Annotated in this window: 20 protein-coding genes; 9 read left to right on the top strand and 11 right to left on the bottom strand. The window is 72.9% G+C overall.

The features are described from left to right. Positions 1–23: 23 nt before the first annotated feature. The 4 genes from KUM03_RS29440 to KUM03_RS29425 all read right to left on the bottom strand — a co-directional run bounded on the left by KUM03_RS29440 (position 24) and on the right by KUM03_RS29425 (position 4,918). A complete protein-coding gene (locus KUM03_RS29440) occupies positions 24–1,259 on the bottom strand; it encodes a hypothetical protein (protein WP_217253223.1) in 1,236 nt (411 codons plus the stop codon). Between the two features lie 188 nt (positions 1,260–1,447). After that, complete coding sequence (locus KUM03_RS29435) at positions 1,448–3,115, bottom strand: phospho-sugar mutase (protein ID WP_217253337.1); 1,668 nt, start codon at positions 3,113–3,115, stop codon at positions 1,448–1,450. Positions 3,116–3,551: 436 nt separating this feature from the next. After that, a complete protein-coding gene (locus tag KUM03_RS29430) occupies positions 3,552–4,376 on the bottom strand; it encodes a purine-nucleoside phosphorylase (protein ID WP_217253221.1) in 825 nt (274 codons plus the stop codon). Positions 4,377–4,480: 104 nt separating this feature from the next. Beyond that, positions 4,481–4,918 (bottom strand): gamma-glutamylcyclotransferase, encoded by a 438-nt coding sequence (locus tag KUM03_RS29425; RefSeq protein ID WP_217253219.1) that lies wholly within the window; start codon positions 4,916–4,918, stop codon positions 4,481–4,483. Between the two features lie 71 nt (positions 4,919–4,989). Between KUM03_RS29425 and KUM03_RS29420 the strand changes: the two genes are divergently transcribed. Together KUM03_RS29420 and KUM03_RS29415 are read left to right on the top strand one after the other, a co-directional pair. Beyond that, on the top strand, positions 4,990–6,438 hold the full coding sequence (locus KUM03_RS29420; RefSeq protein ID WP_217253217.1) for an NAD(P)H-quinone dehydrogenase: 1,449 nt from the start codon (positions 4,990–4,992) through the stop codon (positions 6,436–6,438). A 180-nt stretch (positions 6,439–6,618) separates the two neighbouring features. Next, positions 6,619–7,590, top strand: a complete 972-nt coding sequence (locus KUM03_RS29415; RefSeq protein ID WP_217253215.1) for a DeoR/GlpR family DNA-binding transcription regulator — start codon at positions 6,619–6,621, stop codon at positions 7,588–7,590. Between the two features lie 106 nt (positions 7,591–7,696). Here KUM03_RS29415 and KUM03_RS29410 read toward each other — a convergent pair whose 3' ends face one another. Continuing rightward, positions 7,697–9,469 (bottom strand): biotin carboxylase N-terminal domain-containing protein, encoded by a 1,773-nt coding sequence (locus tag KUM03_RS29410; protein ID WP_217253213.1) that lies wholly within the window; start codon positions 9,467–9,469, stop codon positions 7,697–7,699. 374 nt (positions 9,470–9,843) lie between these two features. Here KUM03_RS29410 and KUM03_RS29405 point away from each other — a divergent pair, with 374 nt between their 5' ends. Further along, a complete protein-coding gene (locus tag KUM03_RS29405) occupies positions 9,844–10,323 on the top strand; it encodes a hypothetical protein (RefSeq protein WP_217253211.1) in 480 nt (159 codons plus the stop codon). Here KUM03_RS29405 and KUM03_RS29400 read toward each other — a convergent pair. The 4 genes from KUM03_RS29400 to KUM03_RS29390 all read right to left on the bottom strand — a co-directional run bounded on the left by KUM03_RS29400 (position 10,292) and on the right by KUM03_RS29390 (position 13,002). Continuing rightward, on the bottom strand, positions 10,292–10,912 hold the full coding sequence (locus KUM03_RS29400) for a nucleoside triphosphate pyrophosphatase (RefSeq protein WP_217253209.1): 621 nt from the start codon (positions 10,910–10,912) through the stop codon (positions 10,292–10,294). The two genes, KUM03_RS29405 and KUM03_RS29400, sit on opposite strands and share 32 nt — an antisense overlap. Before the next feature lie 32 nt (positions 10,913–10,944). Continuing rightward, a complete protein-coding gene (mmpB, locus tag KUM03_RS38930; protein ID WP_302185910.1) occupies positions 10,945–11,073 on the bottom strand; it encodes a morphogenic membrane protein MmpB in 129 nt (42 codons plus the stop codon). Between the two features lie 111 nt (positions 11,074–11,184). Then, the gene (locus tag KUM03_RS29395; RefSeq protein ID WP_217253207.1) at positions 11,185–11,391 is read right to left on the bottom strand and encodes an acyl-CoA carboxylase subunit epsilon; all 207 of its coding nucleotides are present in this window, start codon (positions 11,389–11,391) and stop codon (positions 11,185–11,187) included. Between the two features lie 18 nt (positions 11,392–11,409). Next, entirely contained in the window at positions 11,410–13,002 is a 1,593-nt protein-coding gene (locus tag KUM03_RS29390; protein ID WP_217253204.1) for an acyl-CoA carboxylase subunit beta, read from the bottom strand. Between the two features lie 181 nt (positions 13,003–13,183). Here KUM03_RS29390 and KUM03_RS29385 point away from each other — a divergent pair, with 181 nt between their 5' ends. After that, on the top strand, positions 13,184–14,077 hold the full coding sequence (locus KUM03_RS29385; protein ID WP_217253203.1) for a biotin--[acetyl-CoA-carboxylase] ligase: 894 nt from the start codon (positions 13,184–13,186) through the stop codon (positions 14,075–14,077). 114 nt (positions 14,078–14,191) lie between these two features. Beyond that, complete coding sequence (locus KUM03_RS29380; RefSeq protein WP_217253201.1) at positions 14,192–15,334, top strand: adenylate/guanylate cyclase domain-containing protein; 1,143 nt, start codon at positions 14,192–14,194, stop codon at positions 15,332–15,334. A 30-nt stretch (positions 15,335–15,364) separates the two neighbouring features. On the opposite strand, the gene KUM03_RS29375 is transcribed toward KUM03_RS29380, so the two are convergent. Then, positions 15,365–16,045 (bottom strand): hypothetical protein, encoded by a 681-nt coding sequence (locus tag KUM03_RS29375; protein ID WP_254400072.1) that lies wholly within the window; start codon positions 16,043–16,045, stop codon positions 15,365–15,367. Positions 16,046–16,257: 212 nt separating this feature from the next. Between KUM03_RS29375 and KUM03_RS29370 the strand changes: the two genes are divergently transcribed. The 3 genes from KUM03_RS29370 to hutH all read left to right on the top strand — a co-directional run bounded on the left by KUM03_RS29370 (position 16,258) and on the right by hutH (position 19,918). Continuing rightward, a complete protein-coding gene (locus tag KUM03_RS29370; protein WP_217253198.1) occupies positions 16,258–17,058 on the top strand; it encodes an enoyl-CoA hydratase/isomerase family protein in 801 nt (266 codons plus the stop codon). A gap of 78 nt (positions 17,059–17,136) precedes the next feature. Then, positions 17,137–18,285, top strand: coding sequence for a diguanylate cyclase domain-containing protein (locus KUM03_RS29365; protein ID WP_073724750.1), 1,149 nt, complete (start codon positions 17,137–17,139; stop codon positions 18,283–18,285). A gap of 94 nt (positions 18,286–18,379) precedes the next feature. Continuing rightward, positions 18,380–19,918 (top strand): histidine ammonia-lyase, encoded by a 1,539-nt coding sequence (gene hutH, locus KUM03_RS29360; protein ID WP_217253333.1) that lies wholly within the window; start codon positions 18,380–18,382, stop codon positions 19,916–19,918. Between the two features lie 93 nt (positions 19,919–20,011). Here hutH and KUM03_RS29355 read toward each other — a convergent pair whose 3' ends face one another. Further along, positions 20,012–20,329 (bottom strand): hypothetical protein, encoded by a 318-nt coding sequence (locus KUM03_RS29355; protein WP_217253196.1) that lies wholly within the window; start codon positions 20,327–20,329, stop codon positions 20,012–20,014. A gap of 109 nt (positions 20,330–20,438) precedes the next feature. On the opposite strand from KUM03_RS29355, the gene KUM03_RS29350 reads away from it, so the two are divergent. Beyond that, positions 20,439–20,792, top strand: coding sequence for a hypothetical protein (locus tag KUM03_RS29350; protein WP_217253193.1), 354 nt, complete (start codon positions 20,439–20,441; stop codon positions 20,790–20,792). Positions 20,793–20,828 lie beyond the last annotated feature (36 nt).

Raw genomic sequence — 20,828 nt, 5'->3', positions numbered from 1 at the left:
CGGGGGACGCGGTTCCGGGTGCGTCAAGGCGCCGCCGACCAGACCAGGAGCATGTACGCCCCGCAGTACGCCGAGCCCAGCACCGCTGCCGCCAGCGCCAGCGCGCGGTGGCGTCGGGAGGCGCGGGACAGGTGCAGGGCCAGCGGCAGGAGCAGCGGGAAGGCCGGGAGCAGGAACCGGGCGCGCGGAAAGTAGACGCCTCCGCTGCCCAGCACGATCACCAGCACCACGCCCGTGTACACCAGCAGCGCGGGCGGTTGGCGGTCCCACAGCGACAGGCCGAACAGCACCACCGCCCCGACCAGCGTGAGCGTCACCATCACCAGGAACAGCTGCGGGGTCGGGTCGCGCCACAGCAGCCACCGGAACTGGTGCAGGGTGCGCAGGCCGCCGTCCAGCTCGTTGTACCAGAGCCGCTGTACCGCGAAGTACCCGTCCCAGCGGCCCAGCCGCAGCCCCACCCAGGCGAGGTACCCGCACCAGCCGAGCGGCGCCAGGACCGCGGCCGCGACGACGCGCGGTGCCAGGGCGCGGTGGCGGGCGAGGTGCAGCAGGGCCGTCACCGTGACCGCGGCCGCCACCGCGATACCGGTCGGGCGGGTCAGGCCCGCCAGCGCGGCGCAGCCGGCCGCCCACAGCCAGCGGCCCGTCAGCACCGCGTACAGCGACCATGCCGCGCACGCCGTGAACAGTGACTCCGTGTAGCCCATCCACTGCACCGCGCCGACCGGGAACGCCGCCCACAGCGTGGTCAGCAGCACGCCGACACGGCGGCCGTGCAGGCGGTCGCCCACGGCGAAGATGCCCCAGGCCGCGACGAGTGAGGCGACGACCGCGAGGCCGAGCCCCGTGGAGGCGCGGGAGCCTGGCGTGAGGACCGCCACCGCCTTCACCAGGACGGGGTAGAGCGGGAAGAACGCCAGGTTGTTGGCGTTGGGAGTGGTGCCGAGCTCGTCGGTGTAGCCGTGGTCGGCGATGCCCAGGTACCAGTCCGAGTCCCACTGCGCGGCCAGGTTGACCCACAGGTCCTGGTGGCGGCGGGGGGCCCAGAAGGCGAGTACCGCGAGACCCGTCAGGCGTACGGCGAGGTAGGCGGCGAGGGCGGGGGCGGCGTGCCGGGCGGCTTCGCGCGCGGTGTGCAGGAGGTGCCGGGCGCGGGCCTGCTGGTTGCGCGGTGGCGTGGAGGTGGGCGGGGTCCGAGGGCGTCGGGTGCCGGGAATGTGTCCGTTTGGGGTGGTCTTGGGCGCGGTCGAGGACACGGCGGCGGCTCCCTGGCTCTTGGCGGTGCTGTTCCGGTCCACCGTTGCCCGGAGGGCGGCCGGGTAAGGCGAGGGTGCGTCGATGAGCTGCGGGATATCACCCGATGGGGTGCCGCCGGGTGGGGCACCCCGTGGGGATCGGGTGACGTACGGGGGAGGGGGCCGTGCGGTCGGTGCGGTCGGTGCGGTCAGATGCCCGCCGCTGTCGACAGGTCCTGCTTGAGCGCCGTCAGCAGGTCCCTCGCCGTCGCGCGGGCCTTCGGGAGGTCGGCGTGCGCCGTGACCGGGACGACCACCTCCAGGTAGCACTTCAGCTTCGGCTCCGTACCGCTCGGGCGGACGATCACCCGGGCACCGTCGAGGGTGTAGCGCAGGCCGTCCGTGGGCGGGAGCGTGTCCGTGCCCCGGGTGAGGTCCTCCGCCTTCGTGACGGGCAGGCCGGCCAGGTGGGTCGGGGGCTGCTCGCGCAGGCGGTGCATGGCGGCGGCGATCAGGGACAGGTCCTCGACCCGGACGGAGAGCTGGTCGGTGGCGTGCAGGCCGTGCTCGACGGCGATGTCGTCGAGGAGGTCGAGGAGGGTGCGGTTCTCCGCCTTGAGGGTGGAGGCCAGTTCCGTGATCAGGAGGGCCGCCGTGATGCCGTCCTTGTCGCGGACACCCTCCGGGTCGACGCAGTAGCCGAGGGCCTCCTCGTAGCCGTAGCGGATGCCGTCGACCCGGGCGATCCACTTGAAGCCGGTGAGGGTCTCCTCGTAGGGGAGACGCGCCTTCTCGGCGATGCGGCCGAGGAGGGAGGAGGACACGATCGACTCGGCGAACGTGCCCTGCGCTCCGCGGGTGACCAGGTGGGCGGCGAGGAGGGCGCCGACCTCGTCGCCGCGGAGCATGCGCCAGTCGGTACCGGCCCCTTCGGAGAGGAGGGTGGGGACCGCGACGGCCAGGCGGTCGGCGTCGGGGTCGTTGGCGATGACCAGGTCGGGGGCCGGGGTCGTCTCGCGGGCCTTCGCGAAGGCGAGGTCCATCGCGCCGGGCTCTTCCGGGTTGGGGAAGGCGACGGTCGGGAAGTCCGGGTCGGGGTCGGCCTGCTCGGTGACGAGAGCGGGGGCGGGGAAGCCGGCCCGGGCGAAGGCGGCGAGGAGGGTGTCCTTGCCGACGCCGTGCATCGCCGTGTAGACGGTGCGGGCGGTGCGGGGGGAGTCGGGGGCGAGGACGGCGTCCGTGCGGGCGAGGTAGGCGTCGAGGACGTCGTCGCCGAGGGTCTGCCAGCCGGTGGTGGGGCGGGGGACGTCGTTCAGGGAGCGTACGGCGTCGATCTCCGCGGCGATGCCGGCGTCGGCCGGGGGGACGATCTGGGAGCCGTCGCCGAGGTAGACCTTGTAGCCGTTGTCGCGGGGCGGGTTGTGGCTGGCGGTGACCTCCACGCCGGCGACGGCGCCGAGGTGGCGGATGGCGAAGGCGAGGACGGGGGTGGGGAGAGGGCGGGGGAGGACGGCCGCGCGCAGGCCGGCGCCGGTCACGACGGCGGCGGTGTCGCGGGCGAAGTCCTCGGACTTGTGGCGGGCGTCGTAGCCGATGACGACGAGGCCGTCGGTGTGGCCCTGTTTCTTCAGGTACCCGGCGAGGCCGGCGGCGGCGCGGATGACGACGGCGCGGTTCATGCGCATGGGGCCGGCGCCGAGTTCGCCCCGCAGGCCGGCGGTGCCGAACTGGAGGGTGCCGGCGAAGCGCGCGGTGAGCTCGGTGTGGTCCTCGGTGTCGATGAGGGTGGCGAGCTCGGCGCGGGTGTCCGAGTCGGGGTCCTCGGCCAGCCATGCCTTGGCCCGGGCGAGGAGGTCGTCGTCGTACACGTCGGTCAGCCTCTCGTTGGTGTGGGTGCGGATGCCTGCGGCGCCGCTGCGGGTGGCGCCTTCGGTTCGGTGGGTGGGTCGGGGCCGCGCCGGGGGGTGTCCGTCCTCGGAACGGCGCGGAATCGGTCGGCTACGGGGGTGAACGGCGCGGACGCGCCAACCGCTGCGGGCGGACACCCCCCGACACGTCCCCTTCCCGCCGTACGCGGCTGTCCGACCACGCGGGGGTGCGCGGGTGCCGCGCCATCGCGCGCGGCTGCGGGCAGTCGCCATCCCGCCCCAGCTGCGGGCAGTCGTGCCGCTGGGGCGGCACGGGTGGGCGCAGCGGCACCCCGTCGCGCCGGGCTGCGCACCCACCCCTGACGCCCACACCCGCGCCGGGTGCCGAAGAGGTGCCGGGCGTGGACTCCCGCCCGCAGGGGCGCCGGGGGCGGAGGGCCCCCGGTTACAACCGCCCCAGCACCTGCGTCAGCAGCGCACCCATCCGCGCGGCGGAATCGCGGCCTGCCTGCAGGACCTCCTCGTGGTTCAGCGGCTCCCCCGTCATGCCCGCCGCGAGGTTGGTCACCAGGGAGATGCCCAGCACCTCCGCGCCGGCCTCGCGGGCCGCGATCGCCTCCAGGACCGTCGACATGCCCACCAGGTCGGCCCCGATGACGCGGGCCATGCGGATCTCGGCCGGCGTCTCGTAGTGCGGGCCGGGGAACTGGGCGTAGACGCCCTCCTCCAGCGTGGGGTCGACCTCCTTGCACAGGGCCCGCAGGCGGGGGGAGTAGAGGTCGGTGAGGTCGACGAAGTTGGCGCCGACGATGGGGGAGGTCGCGGTGAGGTTGATGTGGTCGCTGATCAGGACCGGCTGGCCGGGGCGCATGCCCTCGCGCAGGCCGCCGCAGCCGTTGGTCAGGACCACGGTCTTGGCGCCGGCGGCGACGGCGGTGCGGACGCCGTGGGAGACGGCGGCCACGCCGTGGCCCTCGTAGTAGTGGGTGCGGCCCAGGAAGACCAGCGCGCGCTTGTCGCCGAGGGCGTACGAGCGGATCTTGCCGCCGTGCCCCTCCACCGCGGGCTTGGGGAAGCCCGGCAGGTCGGTGACCTGGAACTCGGCCTCGGGGGCGCCCAGGGCGTCCACGGCCGGTGCCCAGCCGGAGCCCATCACGAGGGCTACGTCGTGGGACTCGGCGCCGGTGAGTTCGCGCAGGCGGGCCGCGGCGGCGTCGGCGGCGGCGTAGGGGTCGCCCTGGATGTCGTCCGGAAGAAGAGATGCGTTCACGCCGAAGAGGGTAGCCGGTTTACGCCTACGCGCGTAGATGACGGAGCTCACGGGATTGTGATTGTTGTTTTGTTGTTTCTGACGAGAGGCTCGTTCGGCAGGGGTCAGCAGGGGCGTTTGCGCAGTTCCATGACGTAGTCGTGGGGTGCGCCGGCCGATTCGGCCGCGTCCGCCACCTCGCCCAGGTAGCGGGCGGAGGGCAGGCCGCCCTCGTAGGCGTTCAAGACGTAGGTCCAGGCCTGCTCCTCGCCGTCCAGGGTGTGGACGCGGACGCGGGTGCGGCGGTAGACGTCCAGGCCCACGCCCTCCCAGCGGTCCAGGGAGTCCTCGTCCATCGGCGCGATGTCGTAGAGGGAGACGAAGACCTGGGAGATCGGGTCCTCCACGAGCGTCGCCAGCGCGCCCTCCCAGCCCATGTGCTCGCCCCCGAAGGTCAGCCGCCACCCGTTCAGCCAGCCGGTCGCGCGCAGCGGCGAGTGCGGGGCGCGGCGGGTCATCAACCGCGCGTCGAGGTTGCCGGCGTACGCGGCGTAGAGCGACATGGGGAGAGGGTACGCGCCGTTCTTGTAACGACTGCGCCCCCGGGCGGCCCGACGTTGAAGGGTGCGGGACAATGGAGTACGTGACTCGGATCGTGATCATTGGCGGCGGACCCGGCGGATACGAAGCGGCGCTCGTGGCCGCTCAGCTCGGCGCGGAGGTGACCGTCGTCGACTGCGACGGTCTGGGCGGGGCGTCGGTGCTGACCGACTGCGTGCCGTCCAAGACCCTCATCGCCACGGCTGAGGTGATGACCACCTTCGACTCGTCCTACGAGGAGCTGGGGATCATCGTCGCCGACGACACCCCGCCCATGGAGCAGGCCGCCCGGGTGGTGGGCGTCGACCTGGGGAAGGTCAACCGGCGGGTGAAGCGGCTCGCACTGGCGCAGTCGCACGACATCACCGCCTCCGTGACGCGTGCCGGTGCTCGGGTCATGCGCGGGCGTGGGCGGCTGGAGGGCATGCAGGGGCTCGACGGGTCGCGGAAGGTCGTGGTGCGGGCCGCCGACGGGAGCGAGGAGACGCTGACCGCCGACGCGGTCCTCATCGCCACCGGTGGGCATCCGCGGGAGGTGCCGGACGCGCGGCCCGACGGTGAGCGGATTCTGAACTGGACCCAGGTGTACGACCTCGACGAGCTGCCCGAGGAGCTCATCGTGGTCGGGTCGGGTGTGACCGGAGCCGAGTTCGCCGGTGCCTATCAGGCGCTCGGGTCGCGGGTCACGCTCGTGTCGTCGCGGGACCGGGTGCTGCCCGGCGAGGACCCGGACGCGGCGGCTGTGCTGGAGGACGTCTTCCGGCGGCGTGGCATGAACGTCATGTCGCGGTCCCGGGCCCAGTCCGCCAAGCGGGTGGGGGACCGGGTGGAGGTGACGCTGTCGGACGGGCGCGTCATCACCGGGTCGCACTGTCTGGTGGCCGTCGGTGCCATCCCCAACACCGAGGGGATGGGGCTGGAGGAGGCCGGGGTCAAGCTCAAGGACTCCGGGCACATCCGCACCGACCGGGTGTCGCGGACCTCGGCTCCCGGCGTGTACGCCGCCGGTGACGTCACGGGCGTCTTCGCGCTGGCCTCGGTGGCCGCCATGCAGGGGCGGATCGCCATGTACCACTTCCTGGGCGACGCGGTCACTCCGCTGAACCTGAAGACCGTCTCCGCCAACGTCTTCACCGACCCCGAGATCGCCACCGTCGGGTACTCGCAGGCCGACGTCGACTCCGGCAAGATCGACGCCCGCGTGGTGAAGCTGCCGCTGCTGCGCAACCCGCGCGCCAAGATGCAGGGCATCCGGGACGGCTTCGTCAAGATCTTCTGCCGACCGGGTACCGAGATCGTGGTGGGTGGTGTCGTGGTGGCGCCGCGGGCCTCGGAGCTCATTCATCCGATCTCGATCGCGGTCGACAACAACCTGACGGTCGAACAGATCGCGAACGCCTTCACCGTGTACCCGTCTCTTTCGGGGTCGATCGCGGAGGTCGCGCGGCAGCTGCACACGCGGAAGGCCGGCGGGGAGGGCTGAGCGGCGGTCGTCGCGGCCGGAATCGAATCCCCACCGGTCACGGGGAGTTGCGGCGCTTGCGGGCGGCATAGGCGGCTCGGGTAGGCGCGTATACCACTTCCGCCTCTGCCGTGCGAACAACTTCTGTTATTCGGCGCATACTGCTGAAAGCAGACGGTCGTTGGGGTTACTGTCAGTTTCGTGTTCGCTGCAGAACGTCGCCAATTGATCCTCGAAATGGTGCGAGCGAACGGGGCCGTGTCGCTCCGTGAGCTCGCCCGCGTCGTCCAGACCTCCGAAGTGACCGTACGGCGGGACGTGCGCGCACTGGAGGCAGAAGGACTCCTCGACCGCCGGCACGGCGGTGCGGTATTGCCGGGCGGTTTCACGCGGGAATCCGGCTTTCCGCAGAAGTCACATCTCGCGACCGCCGAGAAGACGGCCATCGCCGACCTCGCCGCGGGCTTCGTCGAAGAGGGCGAGGCCATCGTGGTGGGGGCGGGGACCACGACGCAGGAGCTGGCGCGCCGGCTCGCGCGGGTGCCCGGGCTGACCGTCGTCACCAACTCGCTGCTGGTGGCCCAGGCCCTCGCCCACGCCAACCGGGTCGAGGTGGTGATGACCGGAGGCACGCTCCGGGGGTCCAACTACGCCCTGGTCGGGTCGGGCGCCGAGCAGTCCCTCCAGGGGCTGCGGGTGTCCAAGGCCTTCCTGTCCGGGAGCGGGCTGACGGCGGAGCGGGGGCTGTCCACGTCCAACATGCTGTCGGCCTCCGTCGACCGCGCGCTGGTGCAGGCCGCCGCCGAGGTGGTGGTGCTCGCCGACCACTCCAAGCTGGGCACCGACACCATGTTCCAGACCGTGCCCACGGACGTCATCACCCGCCTGGTCACGGACGAACCGCCCGGCCACGACGACCGTTGCGCCACCGAGTTGCAGGCCCTGGCGGACCAGGGTGTGCAGATCGCCGTGGCGGGGGCGGGTGCGGCGGGGGGCTCCGGGGCCTCGGGGGGTGATTCCGTCCCGGCGCGTCAGCAGCGCCGGGACGTGCCGCTTCCGGGGCCGCGCCGTCAGGTCCCGGGCGCCGCCGCGGGGCTGCGGTCGGCCGCGGCCATGGCCGAGCAGAACGCCGGTGCGGAACGGGCGCGCGTCGCGGACCTGCGCCGACGCTGACCCTCCGTACGGTCCGTCGCGTCCCCGGCAGCGATGACGGGGCGCCCGGCGGACCGAGAGTGTCGGTGTCCGCCGGGCGCCCCGTCGTGTGGTGCGGTGCGGGTGATCAGTCCTTGATCTCGCAGATCGCGGCGCCGGAGGTGACCGAGGCGCCGACCTCGGCACCCAGACCCTTGATGGTGCCGGACTTGTGGGCGTTGAGGGGCTGTTCCATCTTCATGGCCTCCAGGACGACGATCAGGTCGCCCTCCTGGACCTCCTGGCCCTCTTCCACGGCGATCTTGACGATGGTGCCCTGCATGGGCGAGGCGAGGGTGTCGCCGGAGGCCGCGGGGCCGGACTTCTTGGCCGCACGGCGCTTGGGCTTGGCGCCGGCCGCCAGTCCGGTGCGGGCCAGGGACATGCCGAGCGAAGACGGGAGGGACACCTCCAGGCGCTTGCCGCCGACCTCGACGACCACGGTCTCGCGGCCCGTCTCCTCGTCCGTCTCCGCGTCGGCGGGGGCGGTGAAGGGCTTGATCTCGTTGACGAACTCCGTCTCGATCCAGCGGGTGTGGACCGTGAACGGGTCGGACGAGCCGGTCAGCTCGGGGGCGAAGGCCGGGTCGGTGACGACCGCGCGGTGGAAGGGGATGGCGGTGGCCATGCCTTCCACGGTGAACTCCTCCAGGGCGCGGGCGGCGCGCTGGAGGGCCTCCTTGCGGGTGCGGCCGGTGACGATGAGCTTGGCGAGCAGGGAGTCCCAGGCCGGGCCGATGACGCTGCCGGACTCGACGCCGGCGTCCAGGCGGACACCAGGGCCGGTCGGCGGGGCGAACGTGGTCACCGTGCCGGGGGCGGGGAGGAAGCCCCGGCCGGGGTCCTCGCCGTTGATGCGGAACTCGAAGGAGTGGCCGCGCAGGGCGGGGTCGTCGTAGCCGAGCTTCTCGCCGTCGGCGATGCGGAACATCTCGCGCACCAGGTCGATGCCGGCGACTTCCTCGGTGACCGGGTGCTCGACCTGGAGTCGGGTGTTGACCTCCAGGAAGGAGATCGTGCCGTCGAGGCCGACGAGGAACTCCACCGTGCCGGCGCCGACGTAGCCGGCCTCCTTGAGGATCGCCTTGGAGGCGGAGTACAGCTCGGCCATCTGGGCGTCGGAGAGGAAGGGCGCGGGGGCCTCCTCGACGAGCTTCTGGTGGCGGCGCTGGAGCGAGCAGTCGCGGGTGGAGACCACGACCACGTTGCCGTGCTGGTCGGCCAGGCACTGCGTCTCCACGTGCCGGGGCTTGTCGAGGTAGCGCTCGACGAAGCACTCCCCGCGGCCGAAGGCGGCGACCGCCTCGCGCACGGCGGAGTCGTAGAGCTCGGGGACCTCTTCGAGGGTGCGGGCGACCTTCAGACCGCGCCCGCCGCCGCCGAAGGCGGCCTTGATCGCGATCGGCAGGCCGTGCTCCTCGGCGAACGCCACGACCTCGTCGGCACCGGAGACGGGGTCGGGGGTACCGGCGACCAGCGGGGCGCCGGCGCGCTGGGCGATGTGCCGGGCGGCGACCTTGTCGCCCAGGTCGCGGATGGCCTGCGGCGGCGGGCCGATCCAGATCAGGCCCGCGTCCAGCACCGCCTGCGCGAACTCGGCGTTCTCCGAGAGGAAGCCGTAGCCGGGGTGGATGGCGTCCGCGCCGGACTCCCGCGCGGCTTTGAGGACCTTGGAGATGTCCAGATAGCTGGCGGCAGGGGTGTCACCACCCAGGGCGAACGCCTCATCAGCGACGCGGACATGCAGAGCGTCCCGGTCCGGGTCCGCGTAGACGGCCACGCTCGCGATCCCGGCGTCCCGGCAGGCCCGGGCCACGCGGACAGCGATTTCGCCACGGTTGGCGATGAGCACCTTGCGCACGATTGAGGCTCCCTCCTTGAAACAAGCCGAGTTTAGGGACTGCCGACACGGCACTTCGACCCGTCCCCAATGGTGAGCTTGCCCACACGGAGCGTGATTCGAGGCTCGCTCGACCCGCGAAAGCCCTTGTCGTACCGCGATACGCAGGACTCCTCGGGGAAACCCTAGCCCCCCGGTGTGGGCAAGGTCTCTGTAAGAGGGTGCTGCGGGCCACTCTGTTTCTTTGTGGAGTCCCTACGAATGGCCCAATGATTCTTTGCTCGCGGCAGAACCCTTGTCGCGAGGTTTACCCGTTAGTAGCGTTCCGGATGTCTCGAACGTACTTGGGGTAACAGCTGCCGTGTGCGGCAGCGGTCGAAAGTGGGTGGGGACCGGTGACAGTGCGCAGGCCGGTGGCGTGGACCGTGGCGGTCGTGCTCTTCGCGGAGGCGGTCGGCGTCGCGGCGCTGAACTGGTTCCTCGGGATCGTCGTCGACCGCCAGGACATGTCCCTGGCCGGTCTCGACCCGGACGTGATGTCCGTGTCCTCGAAGATCGGCGGGGTCGTCTTCGGGCTCTACTTCGCGCTGTGCGGGCTGGTCGCCCTGCTGGTGGCGGTGCGCGACCGGTCGCCCGCGGGCCTCGGCCGGATCCTGCTGATCAGCGCGGCCGTGGTGCACGGGCTGCTCGGCGCGTTCTCCTGGGGGCTGGTCGGCCCCGCCGCCTTCGTCTTCATGATCGTCGTACTGGGCCTCGTCGTGCTGCTCCTGATGACCTACGACGGCCGGGGCGAGGCCGAGGCCGGGCGGAGCGGCGACGGCAAGGAGGACGACGGCTCCCCGGTCACCCCTCCGCCGGCGCCCACAACTCCGTGATGCCCACCCCGAGCTCGGCCAGCAGGCGCCGGAGCAGGGGCAGGCTGAGGCCGATCACGTTCCCGTGGTCGCCCTCGATGCCGTCGATGAACGGGGCCGAGCGGCCGTCCAGGGTGAACGCCCCGGCGACGTACAGGGGCTCGCCGGAGGCCACGTAGGCGGCGATCTCCTCGTCGGTCGGCTCGCCGAAGCGGACGACGGTGGAGGCGGTGGCCGAGACGTGGCGGCCGGAAGCGGTGTCCCAGACGCAGTGGCCGGTCTGGAGGGTGCCCGCGCGGCCGCGCATCGCCTTCCAGCGGGCGGTGGCCTCCTCGGCGTCCGCAGGCTTGCCGAGCGCCTGCCCGTCCAGGTCCAGCACCGAGTCGCAGCCGATCACGAGCGCGCCGTGCACCTCGGGCTTGGCGGCCACGACGGAGGCCTTCGCCTCGGCGAGGGCCAGGGCGAGCTCGGCCGGGGTGGGCGCGGTGACGGCGTCCTCGTCGACGCCGCTGACGAGCACCTCGGGGGTGAGTCCGGCCTGACGGAGGAGGCCGAGGCGGGCCGGGGACTGGGAGGCGAGGACGAGTCGCCTGCGGCGCTGAGCGGTCATGGGGTCAGGTTAGCGACCAGTGCCGGTGCGGCTCATCCCAGGCCGAGCACGATCATCGCCAGCAGCATGGCCGTGGCCAGGAGGACGCTCAGCCGCCGCAGCATGTGCTGCATGTCGCGCAGTTCCTCGGGCGGCTCGTTCTCGGGGTCGGACCACAGCATGCCACCAGCGTGGGGCTTGAGCGGCAGGGGGCGCCTGAGTAGCGGTACTCAAATGGGCGCCCCCCGTTGTCCCACTGTGCGCGGTTCCCCGCGCCTCTGGGGCGTTCCGCCTCAGCTCGGCCAGTAAGTGCGGCCCCATGAGGCCGGGCCCGGGTGGGGCAGGTGGGTCGCCGCGATGCGGGACGGGTCGGACCACGCGTCGCGCGGGGGTTCGGTGCCGGACGGCTCGGCGGTCGACGTCGCGGCGCGGGCGCGGACCACCGCCAAGGCGGCGGCCAGCTCCTCGGGGGTGGGGTTGCCCCGTACGACCTTGATCACAGCGGCTCCTTACCGGGCTCAGAGGGGGATGTTGCCGTGCTTCTTCGGGGGAAGGGATTCCCGCTTGGTGCGCAGCTGACGCAGGCCGCGCACGATGTGGCGGCGAGTGTCGGAGGGCATGATCACCGCGTCGACGTAGCCGCGTTCGGCCGCGACGTAGGGGTTGAGGAGGGTGTCCTCGTACTCCTGGATCAGGCGGGCGCGGGTGGCCTCGGCGTCGTCACCCGCCTCGGCGATGGTGCGGCGGTGCAGGATGTTGACCGCGCCCTGGGCGCCCATGACGGCGATCTGGGCGGTGGGCCAGGCCAGGTTGAGGTCGGCGCCCAGGTGCTTGGAGCCCATGACGTCGTAGGCGCCGCCGAAGGCCTTGCGGGTGATGACCGTGATGAGCGGGACCGTGGCCTCGGCGTACGCGAAGATCAGCTTGGCGCCGCGCCGGATGATGCCGTCGTGCTCCTGGTCCACGCCCGGGAGGAAGCCGGGGACGTCGACGAAGGTCAGCACGGGCACGTTGAAGGCGTCGCAGGTGCGGACGAAGCGGGCCGCCTTCTCGGAGGCGGTGATGTCCAGGCAGCCGGCGAACTGTATCGGCTGGTTGGCGACGATGCCGACCGGGCGGCCCTCGACCCGGCCGAAGCCGGTGACGATGTTCGGCGCGAACAGCGGCTGCGTCTCGAAGAACTCGCCGTCGTCGAGGACGTGCTCGATGACGGCGTGCATGTCGTAGGGCTGGTTCGCGGAGTCCGGGACGATCGTGTCCAGCTCGCGGTCCTCGTCGCCGGCCTCGAGGTCCGCCTCCTCCGGGAAGGCCGGGGGCTCGGAGAGGTTGTTGGACGGCAGGTACGACAGCAACTGCTTGACGTACTCGATGGCGTCCTTCTCGTCGCCCGCCATGTGATGGGCCACGCCGGACGTGGAGTTGTGGGTGCGGGCGCCGCCCAGCTCCTCGAAGCCGACGTCCTCGCCGGTGACCGTCTTGATGACGTCGGGGCCGGTGATGAACATGTGGCTGGTCTGGTCGACCATCACCGTGAAGTCGGTGATCGCGGGCGAGTAGACCGCGCCGCCCGCGCACGGGCCGACGACCAGGCTGATCTGCGGGATCACGCCGGAGGCGTGGGTGTTGCGGCGGAAGATCTCGCCGTACGCGCCCAGCGAGGCCACGCCCTCCTGGATGCGGGCGCCGCCGGAGTCGTTGATGCCGATGACCGGGCAGCCGGTCTTCAGCGCGAAGTCCATCACCTTGACGATCTTCTGGCCGTAGACCTCGCCCAGCGCGCCGCCGAAGACGGTGAAGTCCTGCGAGAAGACGGCGACCGGGCGGCCGTCGACGGTGCCGTAGCCGGTGACGACGCCGTCTCCGTAGGGGCGGTTGGCGTCGAGCCCGAAGTTGGTGGAGCGGTGCCGGGCGAACTCGTCCAGTTCGACGAAGGAACCCTCGTCGAGGAGGAGGTCGATGCGCTCACGGGCCGTCAGCTTGCCCTTGGCGTGCTGCTTCTCGACGGCGCGTTCCGAACCGGCGTGCGTCGCTTCCTCGATACGGCGCCTCAGGTCCGCGAGCTTGCCCGCGGTCGTGTGGATGTCGGGCTGCTGCTCTTCCGGCTCGGACATCGGGATGCGGCTCCCTGCCTGCTCAAAAGGGGGGACGGTTACTCGTTCGTAGAGTAGTAGGGGGCCTTCCGTTCGGCAGTGCGGTCTTTCCCACACCGTTTTCCCCTTCACAGACGCCGGAACGAGACCCACGAAGAGCCCAGGCCGCCGCCCGGAGGATGTCAAACCTAGGGTGGGTTGCATGACAGCAACGCCACCACATGGTGAAGGTAGGCCCGACGGGCACAGTGAGCCGAGGTCGGGACGTTGGTCCGACCTCGGCCGCCCCCCGCTGAACGCCACCGGCCTGCGCCGGGGCCTGGTGCGGGAGGGAGGCCTGTGGCGGCGGGTGGACGTCGTGCAGCGCACCGGGTCCACCAACACCGACCTCGTGGCCCGTGCCGCGCGGGAGGACCTGGCCGAGGGCGCGGTCCTCGTCGCCGAGGAGCAGACCGCCGCGCGAGGGCGCCTGGACCGGCAGTGGTCGGCGCCGCCGCGCTCCGGCCTGTTCTTCTCCGTGCTGCTGCGGCCCGCCGAGGTGCCCGTGCCCCGCTGGGGCTGGCTGCCGCTGCTCACCGGCGTCGCGGTGGCGACCGGGCTGTCCCGGGTCGCGGGCGTGGACACGGCCCTGAAGTGGCCCAACGACCTCCTCGTCACCGTCGGCGACGAGGAGCGCAAGGCGGGCGGCATCCTCGCCGAGCGGGCCGGGGACGACGGGGTCGTCATCGGCGTCGGCATCAACGTCAGCCTCCGGGCGGACGAGCTGCCGGTCGCGCGGGCCGGGTCGCTGGCGCTGGCCGGCGCCGTGAACACCGACCGGGACCCGCTGCTGCGGGGCGTGCTGCGGTCCTTGGAGGACTGGTACGGGCGGTGGCGGGAGGCCGGGGGCGACCCGGCGGCCAGCGGGCTCCAGGAGACCTACGCCGCCGGGTGCGCGACGCTCGGGCGGATGGTGCGGGCGGAGCTCCCCGGCGACCGGTCGCTGGTGGGGGAGGCGGTCGCCGTGGACGGGGACGGCAGGCTGGTGCTGGCCACGGGGGCCGGTGTGCAGGAGCCGGTGGGAGCGGGCGACATCGTGCATCTGCGGTTGGCGTGAGCGCGGCCCCGGGCGTCCCCGGACGGCAGGACGAGCGGGAGTGAGCTGGGGCACACCTGACGTAAAGTTGGGGCCGGTCGAACCTGACCGCGGCAGATCGGAAGGGCAGCAGGCGTGACCGTCGACGACACGGGCTCCGGCGCGGACGGGGACGGCCGGGTGGACCCCGAGCCCGCCCCGGACTCCGCCGACTCCGGCGAGGACCCGCTCGCGCTGCGCCTGGAAGGGCTCATCCTGGGCGCCGAGCGCCGCCACACCCCCTTCCAGGCCGCCCGCAGCGCGGGCGTCTCCATGGAGCTGGCCTCCCGCTTCTGGCGGGCCATGGGCTTCGCCGACATCGGCCAGGCCAAGGCGCTCACCGAGGCGGACGTCCTGGCCCTGCGGCGGCTGGCCGGCCTGGTGGAGGCGGGGCTGCTCAGCGAGGCGATGGCCGTGCAGGTGGCGCGGTCCACCGGGCAGACCACCGCCCGGTTGGCCGAATGGCAGATCGACTCCTTCCTGGAGGGGCTGACCGAGCCGCCCGAGCCCGGGATGACGCGCACCGAGGTGACGTACCCGATCGTCGAGCTGCTCCTGCCCGAGCTGCAGGAGTTCCTGGTCTACGTCTGGCGGCGCCAGCTCGCCGCCTCGGCCGGCCGGGTCGTCCAGGCCGGGGACGACGAGGAGATGGTGGACCGGCGGCTCGCGGTCGGCTTCGCCGACCTGGTCGGCTTCACGCGGCTGACCCGCCGGATGGAGGAGGAGGAGCTCGGCGAGCTGGTCGAGGCCTTCGAGACCACCGCCGCCGACCTGGTCGCCGCGCGCGGCGGACGCCTGATCAAGACCCTCGGCGACGAGGTGCTGTACGCCGCCGACGACGCCGGCACGGCCGCCGAGATCGCGCTGCTCCTCGTCGAGACCATGGCGAACGACGAGACCATGCCGGAACTGCGCGTCGGCATCGCCTTCGGCACGGTCACCACCCGGATGGGCGACGTCTTCGGTTCGACCGTCAACCTGGCCTCCCGGCTGACCTCGATAGCTCCCCGCGACGCCGTCCTCGTCGACGCCGCGCTTGCGGAGGAGCTGACCCGGACCCGCGACGCCCCGGCCTCGGAGGCGGCGGCCGCCGAGGAGGCAGCCACGGCCGAGAAGGAGGGCGAGGAGCCGCCGGCGTACCGCTTCGCGCTCCAGCCGATGTGGCAGCGGCCGGTGCGCGGACTCGGCGTGGTCGAGCCGTGGCTGCTCTCGCGCCGGGGGAGCGGCGGGGAGTCGTAAGACCTTCCGTGCCCGCAGGGCACGGGGGCGTCAGCCGTCGTCGTCGAGCAGGCCCACGCAGAGGCCGATGATCGGCACGCACAGGCCCGGGTCATCGGGTTCCGGGGACGGTGCGGGAGACCGGGGCGGCGCACTGCGGGCCGGTGGCGGCGTCGGGGTGGGGCGCGGTTCGGGAGCACCGGTGGCCGACGGCGGCTCGGGGGAACGCGGCGGCCGCGGTGACTGCGGAGTGCGAGGGAGTGAAGTCCGGGCGTCCGGAGCTCCGGCGTCCGGGTTCGAGGCGTCCGGGGCGGCCGTCGAGGGCCGGAGCGCGTCCGAGGGGCTGCCGGCGGACGGGTCGGGTATCGGGCCCGGTCCCGGAGATCCGCCCAGACCTCCCAGGGCCGAGGTCGCCGACGGGCTCGCCTGAGGGGAACCGGCCGTGCTCGTGGCGGCAGGTGCCGAGGCCCGGTCCGGCGCGGTGTCCTGCCCCGCGTCCGCCCCGGCGCGTGGCCCGGCCTCGGCTCGGAACCCGTCCGCGCCGGTGACTCCGGTGTCGGACAGCAGGTGTACGAGGCTCAGGGCGCCGGCCGCCAGGGCCAGGCCGCCTCCGGTGGCCAGCAGTGCCGTGCGGGGGCGCGGCCGGCGGTGCCGCCCACGGCGGTCCCACGGGCGTCGCGGCTTCGACGCTGTACCGGCCGTCGGTGTGCCGGTCGTACCGGTCGTGTTCATGGGCCCTCCCCGGTGCGCACGCGCCCCCCCTGCGCCGTGGCGGAGTGACGCTACGCGCCGTCGGCGGTCGGGACACGGCGGTCGGCCGGATGTCACTCGAACGGGTGGGCGGGGAGGTGTGAGGGCGTGGACGCGCCCGGCCTTTCCCCGAGCGGGTCCGCCTGCGATGATCGGGCCGTCCAGTTGTTAACCCGCGTTAACCGGAGGGTGTCATGAGCGAGGAGCGGTTCGGAGAGTTCGTCCTGGTGCGGCGGCACGCGGACGGGCATGTCGCGGAGCTCGCGCTCGACCGGCCGAAGGCCATGAACGCCGTCTCGACCGCCATGGCCCGGTCCGTCGGCGCGGCCTGCGCGGCCCTGGGAGAGGACCCGAGCGTACGGGTCGTGGTGCTGACCTCCACGCACGAGCGGGCGTTCTGCGTCGGCGCCGACCTCAAGGAGCGCAACTCCTTCTCCGACGCCGACCTGCTGCGGCAGCGCCCGGTGACGCGGGGCGCGTACACCGCGGTGCTGGAGCTGCCGGTGCCGACGGTGGCGGCCGTGCACGGGTTCGCGCTGGGCGGCGGGTTCGAGCTGGCGCTGTCCTGCGACGTGATCGTGGCCGACCCGACGGCGGTGGTGGGGCTGCCCGAGGTGTCCGTCGGCGTGATCCCCGGCGGCGGTGGTACGCAGCTGCTGCCGCGCCGGGTGGGGGCCGCGCGCGCCGCCGAGCTGGTGTTCACGGCGCGGCGGGTGGAGGCCGCCGAGGCCCGGGAGCTGGGGCTCGTGGACCAGCTCGTGGAGGAGGGCCGGGACCGGGAGGAAGCGCTGGAGCTGGCCTCCCGGATGGCCGCGAACTCGCCCGTGGGACTGCGGGCGGCCAAGCGGGCGCTGCGGCTCGGGCACGGCCTCGACCTGCGGGCCGGGCTGGAGGTCGAGGACGCCGCGTGGCGGTCGGTGGCGTTCTCCGGTGACCGGGCGGAGGGCGTCGCGGCGTTCAACGAGAAGCGCGCGCCGCGCTGGCCGGGGGAGTGAGGCCGCGCCCTCCTGATGGGCGCCCCATTTCGACCCACTTGAGTCCCCTTTCTCCATAAAACTCCCTAGCCTGGAGTGATGGGTGAGGACAGGCGGCTCACGGCCGTGGTGGCGTTGGCGCAGGGCATGGCCGCCGCGCAGAGCACGCGCGAGGCGTGGCGGGCCGCGGCGCTGGGCGGGTGTCTGGCGCTGGGCGGCAGCTTCGCGGCGCTGTCGGTGTGGGAGCGCGAGCTGGGCCGGCTGCGGGTCCTGGTGAACGTGGGCGAGCGCGCCGAGGGGGAGGAGGAGTTCCCGGAGGACGAGTCCTACCCGGTGCACCAGTTCGCGGAGATCACCGAGTTCCTGCACGAGCGCTGGGCCGGCGGGGGCGAGCCCGACGCCTGGGTCGAGACGGCCGAGGGCCCCGCCGCGGGGCGTCCCGGGTACGTCCACCAGCGCGTCGCCGCCCTGCGCCGCCGGGGGCGCGGCTGCTGCGTGGTGGCGCCGATCGTGCTGCACGGCCGGGCCTGGGGCGAGCTGTACGTGGCCCGTCCGGTGGGGGAGCGCGTCTTCGAGCGGGCGGACGCCGACTTCGCCACCGTGCTGGCCTCGGTGGTCGCCGCCGGGATCGCGCAGACCGAGCGGCTGGAGGAGGTGCGGCGCCTCGCCTACACGGACGCGCTCACCGGGCTGGCCAACCGCCGCGCGGTGGACGCCGCACTGGACGAGGCCGTCGAGCGGCACCGCGCGGAGCACGTCGTCGTCAGCCTCGTCGTCTGCGACCTGAACGGTCTGAAGCGGGTCAACGACACACACGGACACGCGGTCGGCGACCGGCTGCTGGAGCGTTTCGGCTCGGTGCTGTCGCTGTGCGGGGCGATGCTGCCGGGGGCACTCGCGGCGCGGCTCGGCGGGGACGAGTTCTGCCTGCTCGCGGTCGGCCCGCCCGCCGACGCGGTGGTCAAGGCGGCCGAGGAGCTGTGCCGCCGGGCGGCCGAGCTGGAGCTCGGCGACGGCGTGGCCTGCGGCGTCGCGTCCACCGAGGACCCCGTCGGACCGGTTCCGTCCGCCCGCCGCCTGTTCCGGCTCGCGGACGCCGCCCAGTACCGGGCCAAGGCCGAACGGGCGGCCGGGCCGGTCGTCGCGGGGCGCGAGGGGCCCGACGACCCCGTCGTACGACTGGCGGACGAACCGTCGCGGGAGGAGGGCGGGGAGCGCAGGCGGTTCCGGGGGCGGCACGCCCCGTAGGCCCGGTGCCGGTAAGGGGCGCAAGTGGCACGCATCTGTGACGTACCCCCTCGTGACATCATCGAATTCACTGCGTACGCTCCTGAATATGGATATGCACACTGTGGTGGTGGGGACGTCCGGGGTCACCGCGTCCGACGTCCTCGCCGTGGCGCGCGACGGCGCCCGGATCGAGCTTTCCGAGGAGGCGGTGGCGGCCCTGGCCGCGGCGCGCGGCATCGTGGACGCGCTGGCCGCCAAGCCGGACCCCGTGTACGGCGTGAGCACCGGCTTCGGTGCCCTGGCGACCCGGCACATCAGCCCCGACCTGCGGGCGCAGCTCCAGCGCAACATCGTCCGCTCGCACGCCGCCGGGATGGGCCCGCGCGTCGAGCGCGAGGTGGTCCGGGCGCTGATGTTCCTGCGGCTGAAGACCGTCTGCTCCGGGCGCACCGGCGTCCGCCCCGAGGTCGCGCAGACCATGGCCGACGTGCTGAACGCCGGGATCACCCCGGTCGTGCACGAGTACGGCTCCCTCGGCTGCTCGGGCGACCTGGCCCCGCTCTCGCACTGCGCGCTCACCCTCATGGGCGAGGGCGACGCCGAGGGCCCCGACGGCACCGTACGGCCCGCCGGTGAACTGCTCGCCGAGCACGGGATCGCCCCGGTCGAGCTGCGCGAGAAGGAGGGCCTCGCCCTCCTCAACGGCACCGACGGCATGCTCGGCATGCTGGTCATGGCCCTCGCCGACCTCGACACCCTCTACAAGTCCGCCGACATCACCGCCGCGCTGACCATGGAGGCCTTGCTCGGCACCGACAAGGTGCTCGCCCCCGAGCTGCACGCCATCCGCCCGCACCCCGGGCAGGCCGCCAGCGCCGCCAACATGGCCGCCGTACTCAAGGGCTCGGGCCTCACCGGACACCACCAGGACGACGCCCCCCGCGTCCAGGACGCCTACTCGGTGCGCTGCGCCCCGCAGGTCGCGGGCGCCGGACGCGACACGATGGCCCACGCGGGTCTCGTCGCCGAGCGCGAGCTGGCGTCGGCCGTGGACAACCCGGTCGTCCTGCCCGACGGGCGCGTCGAGTCCAACGGCAACTTCCACGGCGCCCCGGTCGCCTACGTCCTCGACTTCCTCGCCGTCGCCGTCGCGGACCTCGGCTCCATCGCCGAGCGGCGCACCGACCGGCTGCTGGACAAGAACCGCAGCCACGGCCTGCCGCCGTTCCTCGCCGACGACGCCGGTGTCGACTCCGGCCTGATGATCGCCCAGTACACGCAGGCCGCCCTGGTCAGCGAGTTGAAGCGGCTCGCCGTACCGGCCTCGGCGGACTCGATCCCGTCCTCCGCGATGCAGGAGGACCACGTGTCCATGGGCTGGTCGGCGGCGCGCAAGCTGCGCACGGCCGTCGACAACCTCACCCGGGTGATCGCCGTCGAGCTGTACGCCGCCACGCGCGCGATCCAGCTCCGCGAGGGCCTGACCCCGGCTCCGGCGTCCCAGGCCGTCATCGACGCCGTACGGGCGGCCGGTGTGGAGGGTCCCGGCCCGGACCGCTACCTGGCACCCGACCTCGCCGCGGCCGACGCGTTCGTGCGCGACGGGCGCCTGGTCGCGGCGGCGGAGACGGTCACCGGGCCGCTGCGCTAGCGATTCCCGCCGAACACGGAGGGTCCCCGTCGAAGTGACAGGGGCCCTCCGTGTTCTCACCGGGTCAAAAATCCCAAAAGAACGTCAAGTCCTCTAAAACTCAAGGCGTTCCCGGCGCACCGAGTACCCGACGAAGCCGACGCCCAGTCCGAGGCAGAGGGCGCCGCCGACGACGTAGGGCGTGCTGTCGAAGCTTCCGGTGTCGGCCAGGCGGGCCGTGTCCTCACCGGTGGCCGCCGTGCCCGTTGAGGCGGCTCTGGCCTGCTCGGTGACCTGCGGAGACGGGCTCGCGGCGGCGGACGCGAGCACCGGTGTCTCCGGGGTCGCGTTCGCGGACGGGACGAACCACAGGGCGCACAGCAGACCGCCCGCGGCGGCGGCGGTCAGCAACGGACGGCGAGCGGATGACACGGAATATCGATCCCCTTGTGGCGCTGGCGAATTGGCCGTGTGGGCAGATGTTAGTGAAAGGCGCGGGTCACAGGAAAGTCACGGGAGCGGTCGGCCTTACGCTCCGGGCATGAGCACTCCTCAGACATCACGTTTTGTGCGGATTCGCGTCGACCTCGTCCTCGAGGTCGACGACGAACAGGCCGTCACCGGTGCCGCGCTGCAGGCCGTCGCCGGCGACGGCGACCTGTCCGACGCCGAGCGGGCGCACGCCGAGAGCGCTGTGACGGACGACACCGCCGAGGCCCTGGCCTACCTCGTCGACCCGTTCGACCTGGTCGGCGAGGTGCCCGGAGTGGAGCTCCAGCAGGCCTCCTGGAGCAGTGAGCAGATCGACTACGACCCCGATTCGCCCGAGTGGGACCCGGACGAGGAAGATGGCGACGAGAACGACCCGGAAGACGATGAAATGACGGTCGGCTGACGCGGTGTGGGGAAATTCGTGACCCCGGGCGGCAAC

Source organism: Streptomyces sp. AC602_WCS936 (genome assembly GCF_019049125.1).
Lineage (GTDB): Bacteria > Actinomycetota > Actinomycetes > Streptomycetales > Streptomycetaceae > Streptomyces.
This window is presented reverse-complemented; position numbering and strand designations above follow the sequence as displayed.

Coding starts and splice junctions, on each gene's coding strand:
- hutH (WP_217253333.1), top strand. CDS start 18,380: ATGCACACTGTGGTGGTGGGGACGTCCGGGGTCACCGCGTCCGACGTC.
- KUM03_RS29375 (WP_254400072.1), bottom strand. CDS start 16,045: ATGAACACGACCGGTACGACCGGCACACCGACGGCCGGTACAGCGTCG.
- KUM03_RS29350 (WP_217253193.1), top strand. CDS start 20,439: ATGAGCACTCCTCAGACATCACGTTTTGTGCGGATTCGCGTCGACCTC.
- KUM03_RS29425 (WP_217253219.1), bottom strand. CDS start 4,918: ATGTCGCTCTACGCCGCGTACGCCGGCAACCTCGACGCGCGGTTGATG.
- KUM03_RS29385 (WP_217253203.1), top strand. CDS start 13,184: ATGACAGCAACGCCACCACATGGTGAAGGTAGGCCCGACGGGCACAGT.
- KUM03_RS29365 (WP_073724750.1), top strand. CDS start 17,137: ATGGGTGAGGACAGGCGGCTCACGGCCGTGGTGGCGTTGGCGCAGGGC.
- KUM03_RS29400 (WP_217253209.1), bottom strand. CDS start 10,912: ATGACCGCTCAGCGCCGCAGGCGACTCGTCCTCGCCTCCCAGTCCCCG.
- KUM03_RS29390 (WP_217253204.1), bottom strand. CDS start 13,002: ATGTCCGAGCCGGAAGAGCAGCAGCCCGACATCCACACGACCGCGGGC.
- mmpB (WP_302185910.1), bottom strand. CDS start 11,073: ATGCTGTGGTCCGACCCCGAGAACGAGCCGCCCGAGGAACTGCGCGAC.
- KUM03_RS29370 (WP_217253198.1), top strand. CDS start 16,258: ATGAGCGAGGAGCGGTTCGGAGAGTTCGTCCTGGTGCGGCGGCACGCG.
- KUM03_RS29420 (WP_217253217.1), top strand. CDS start 4,990: ATGGAGTACGTGACTCGGATCGTGATCATTGGCGGCGGACCCGGCGGA.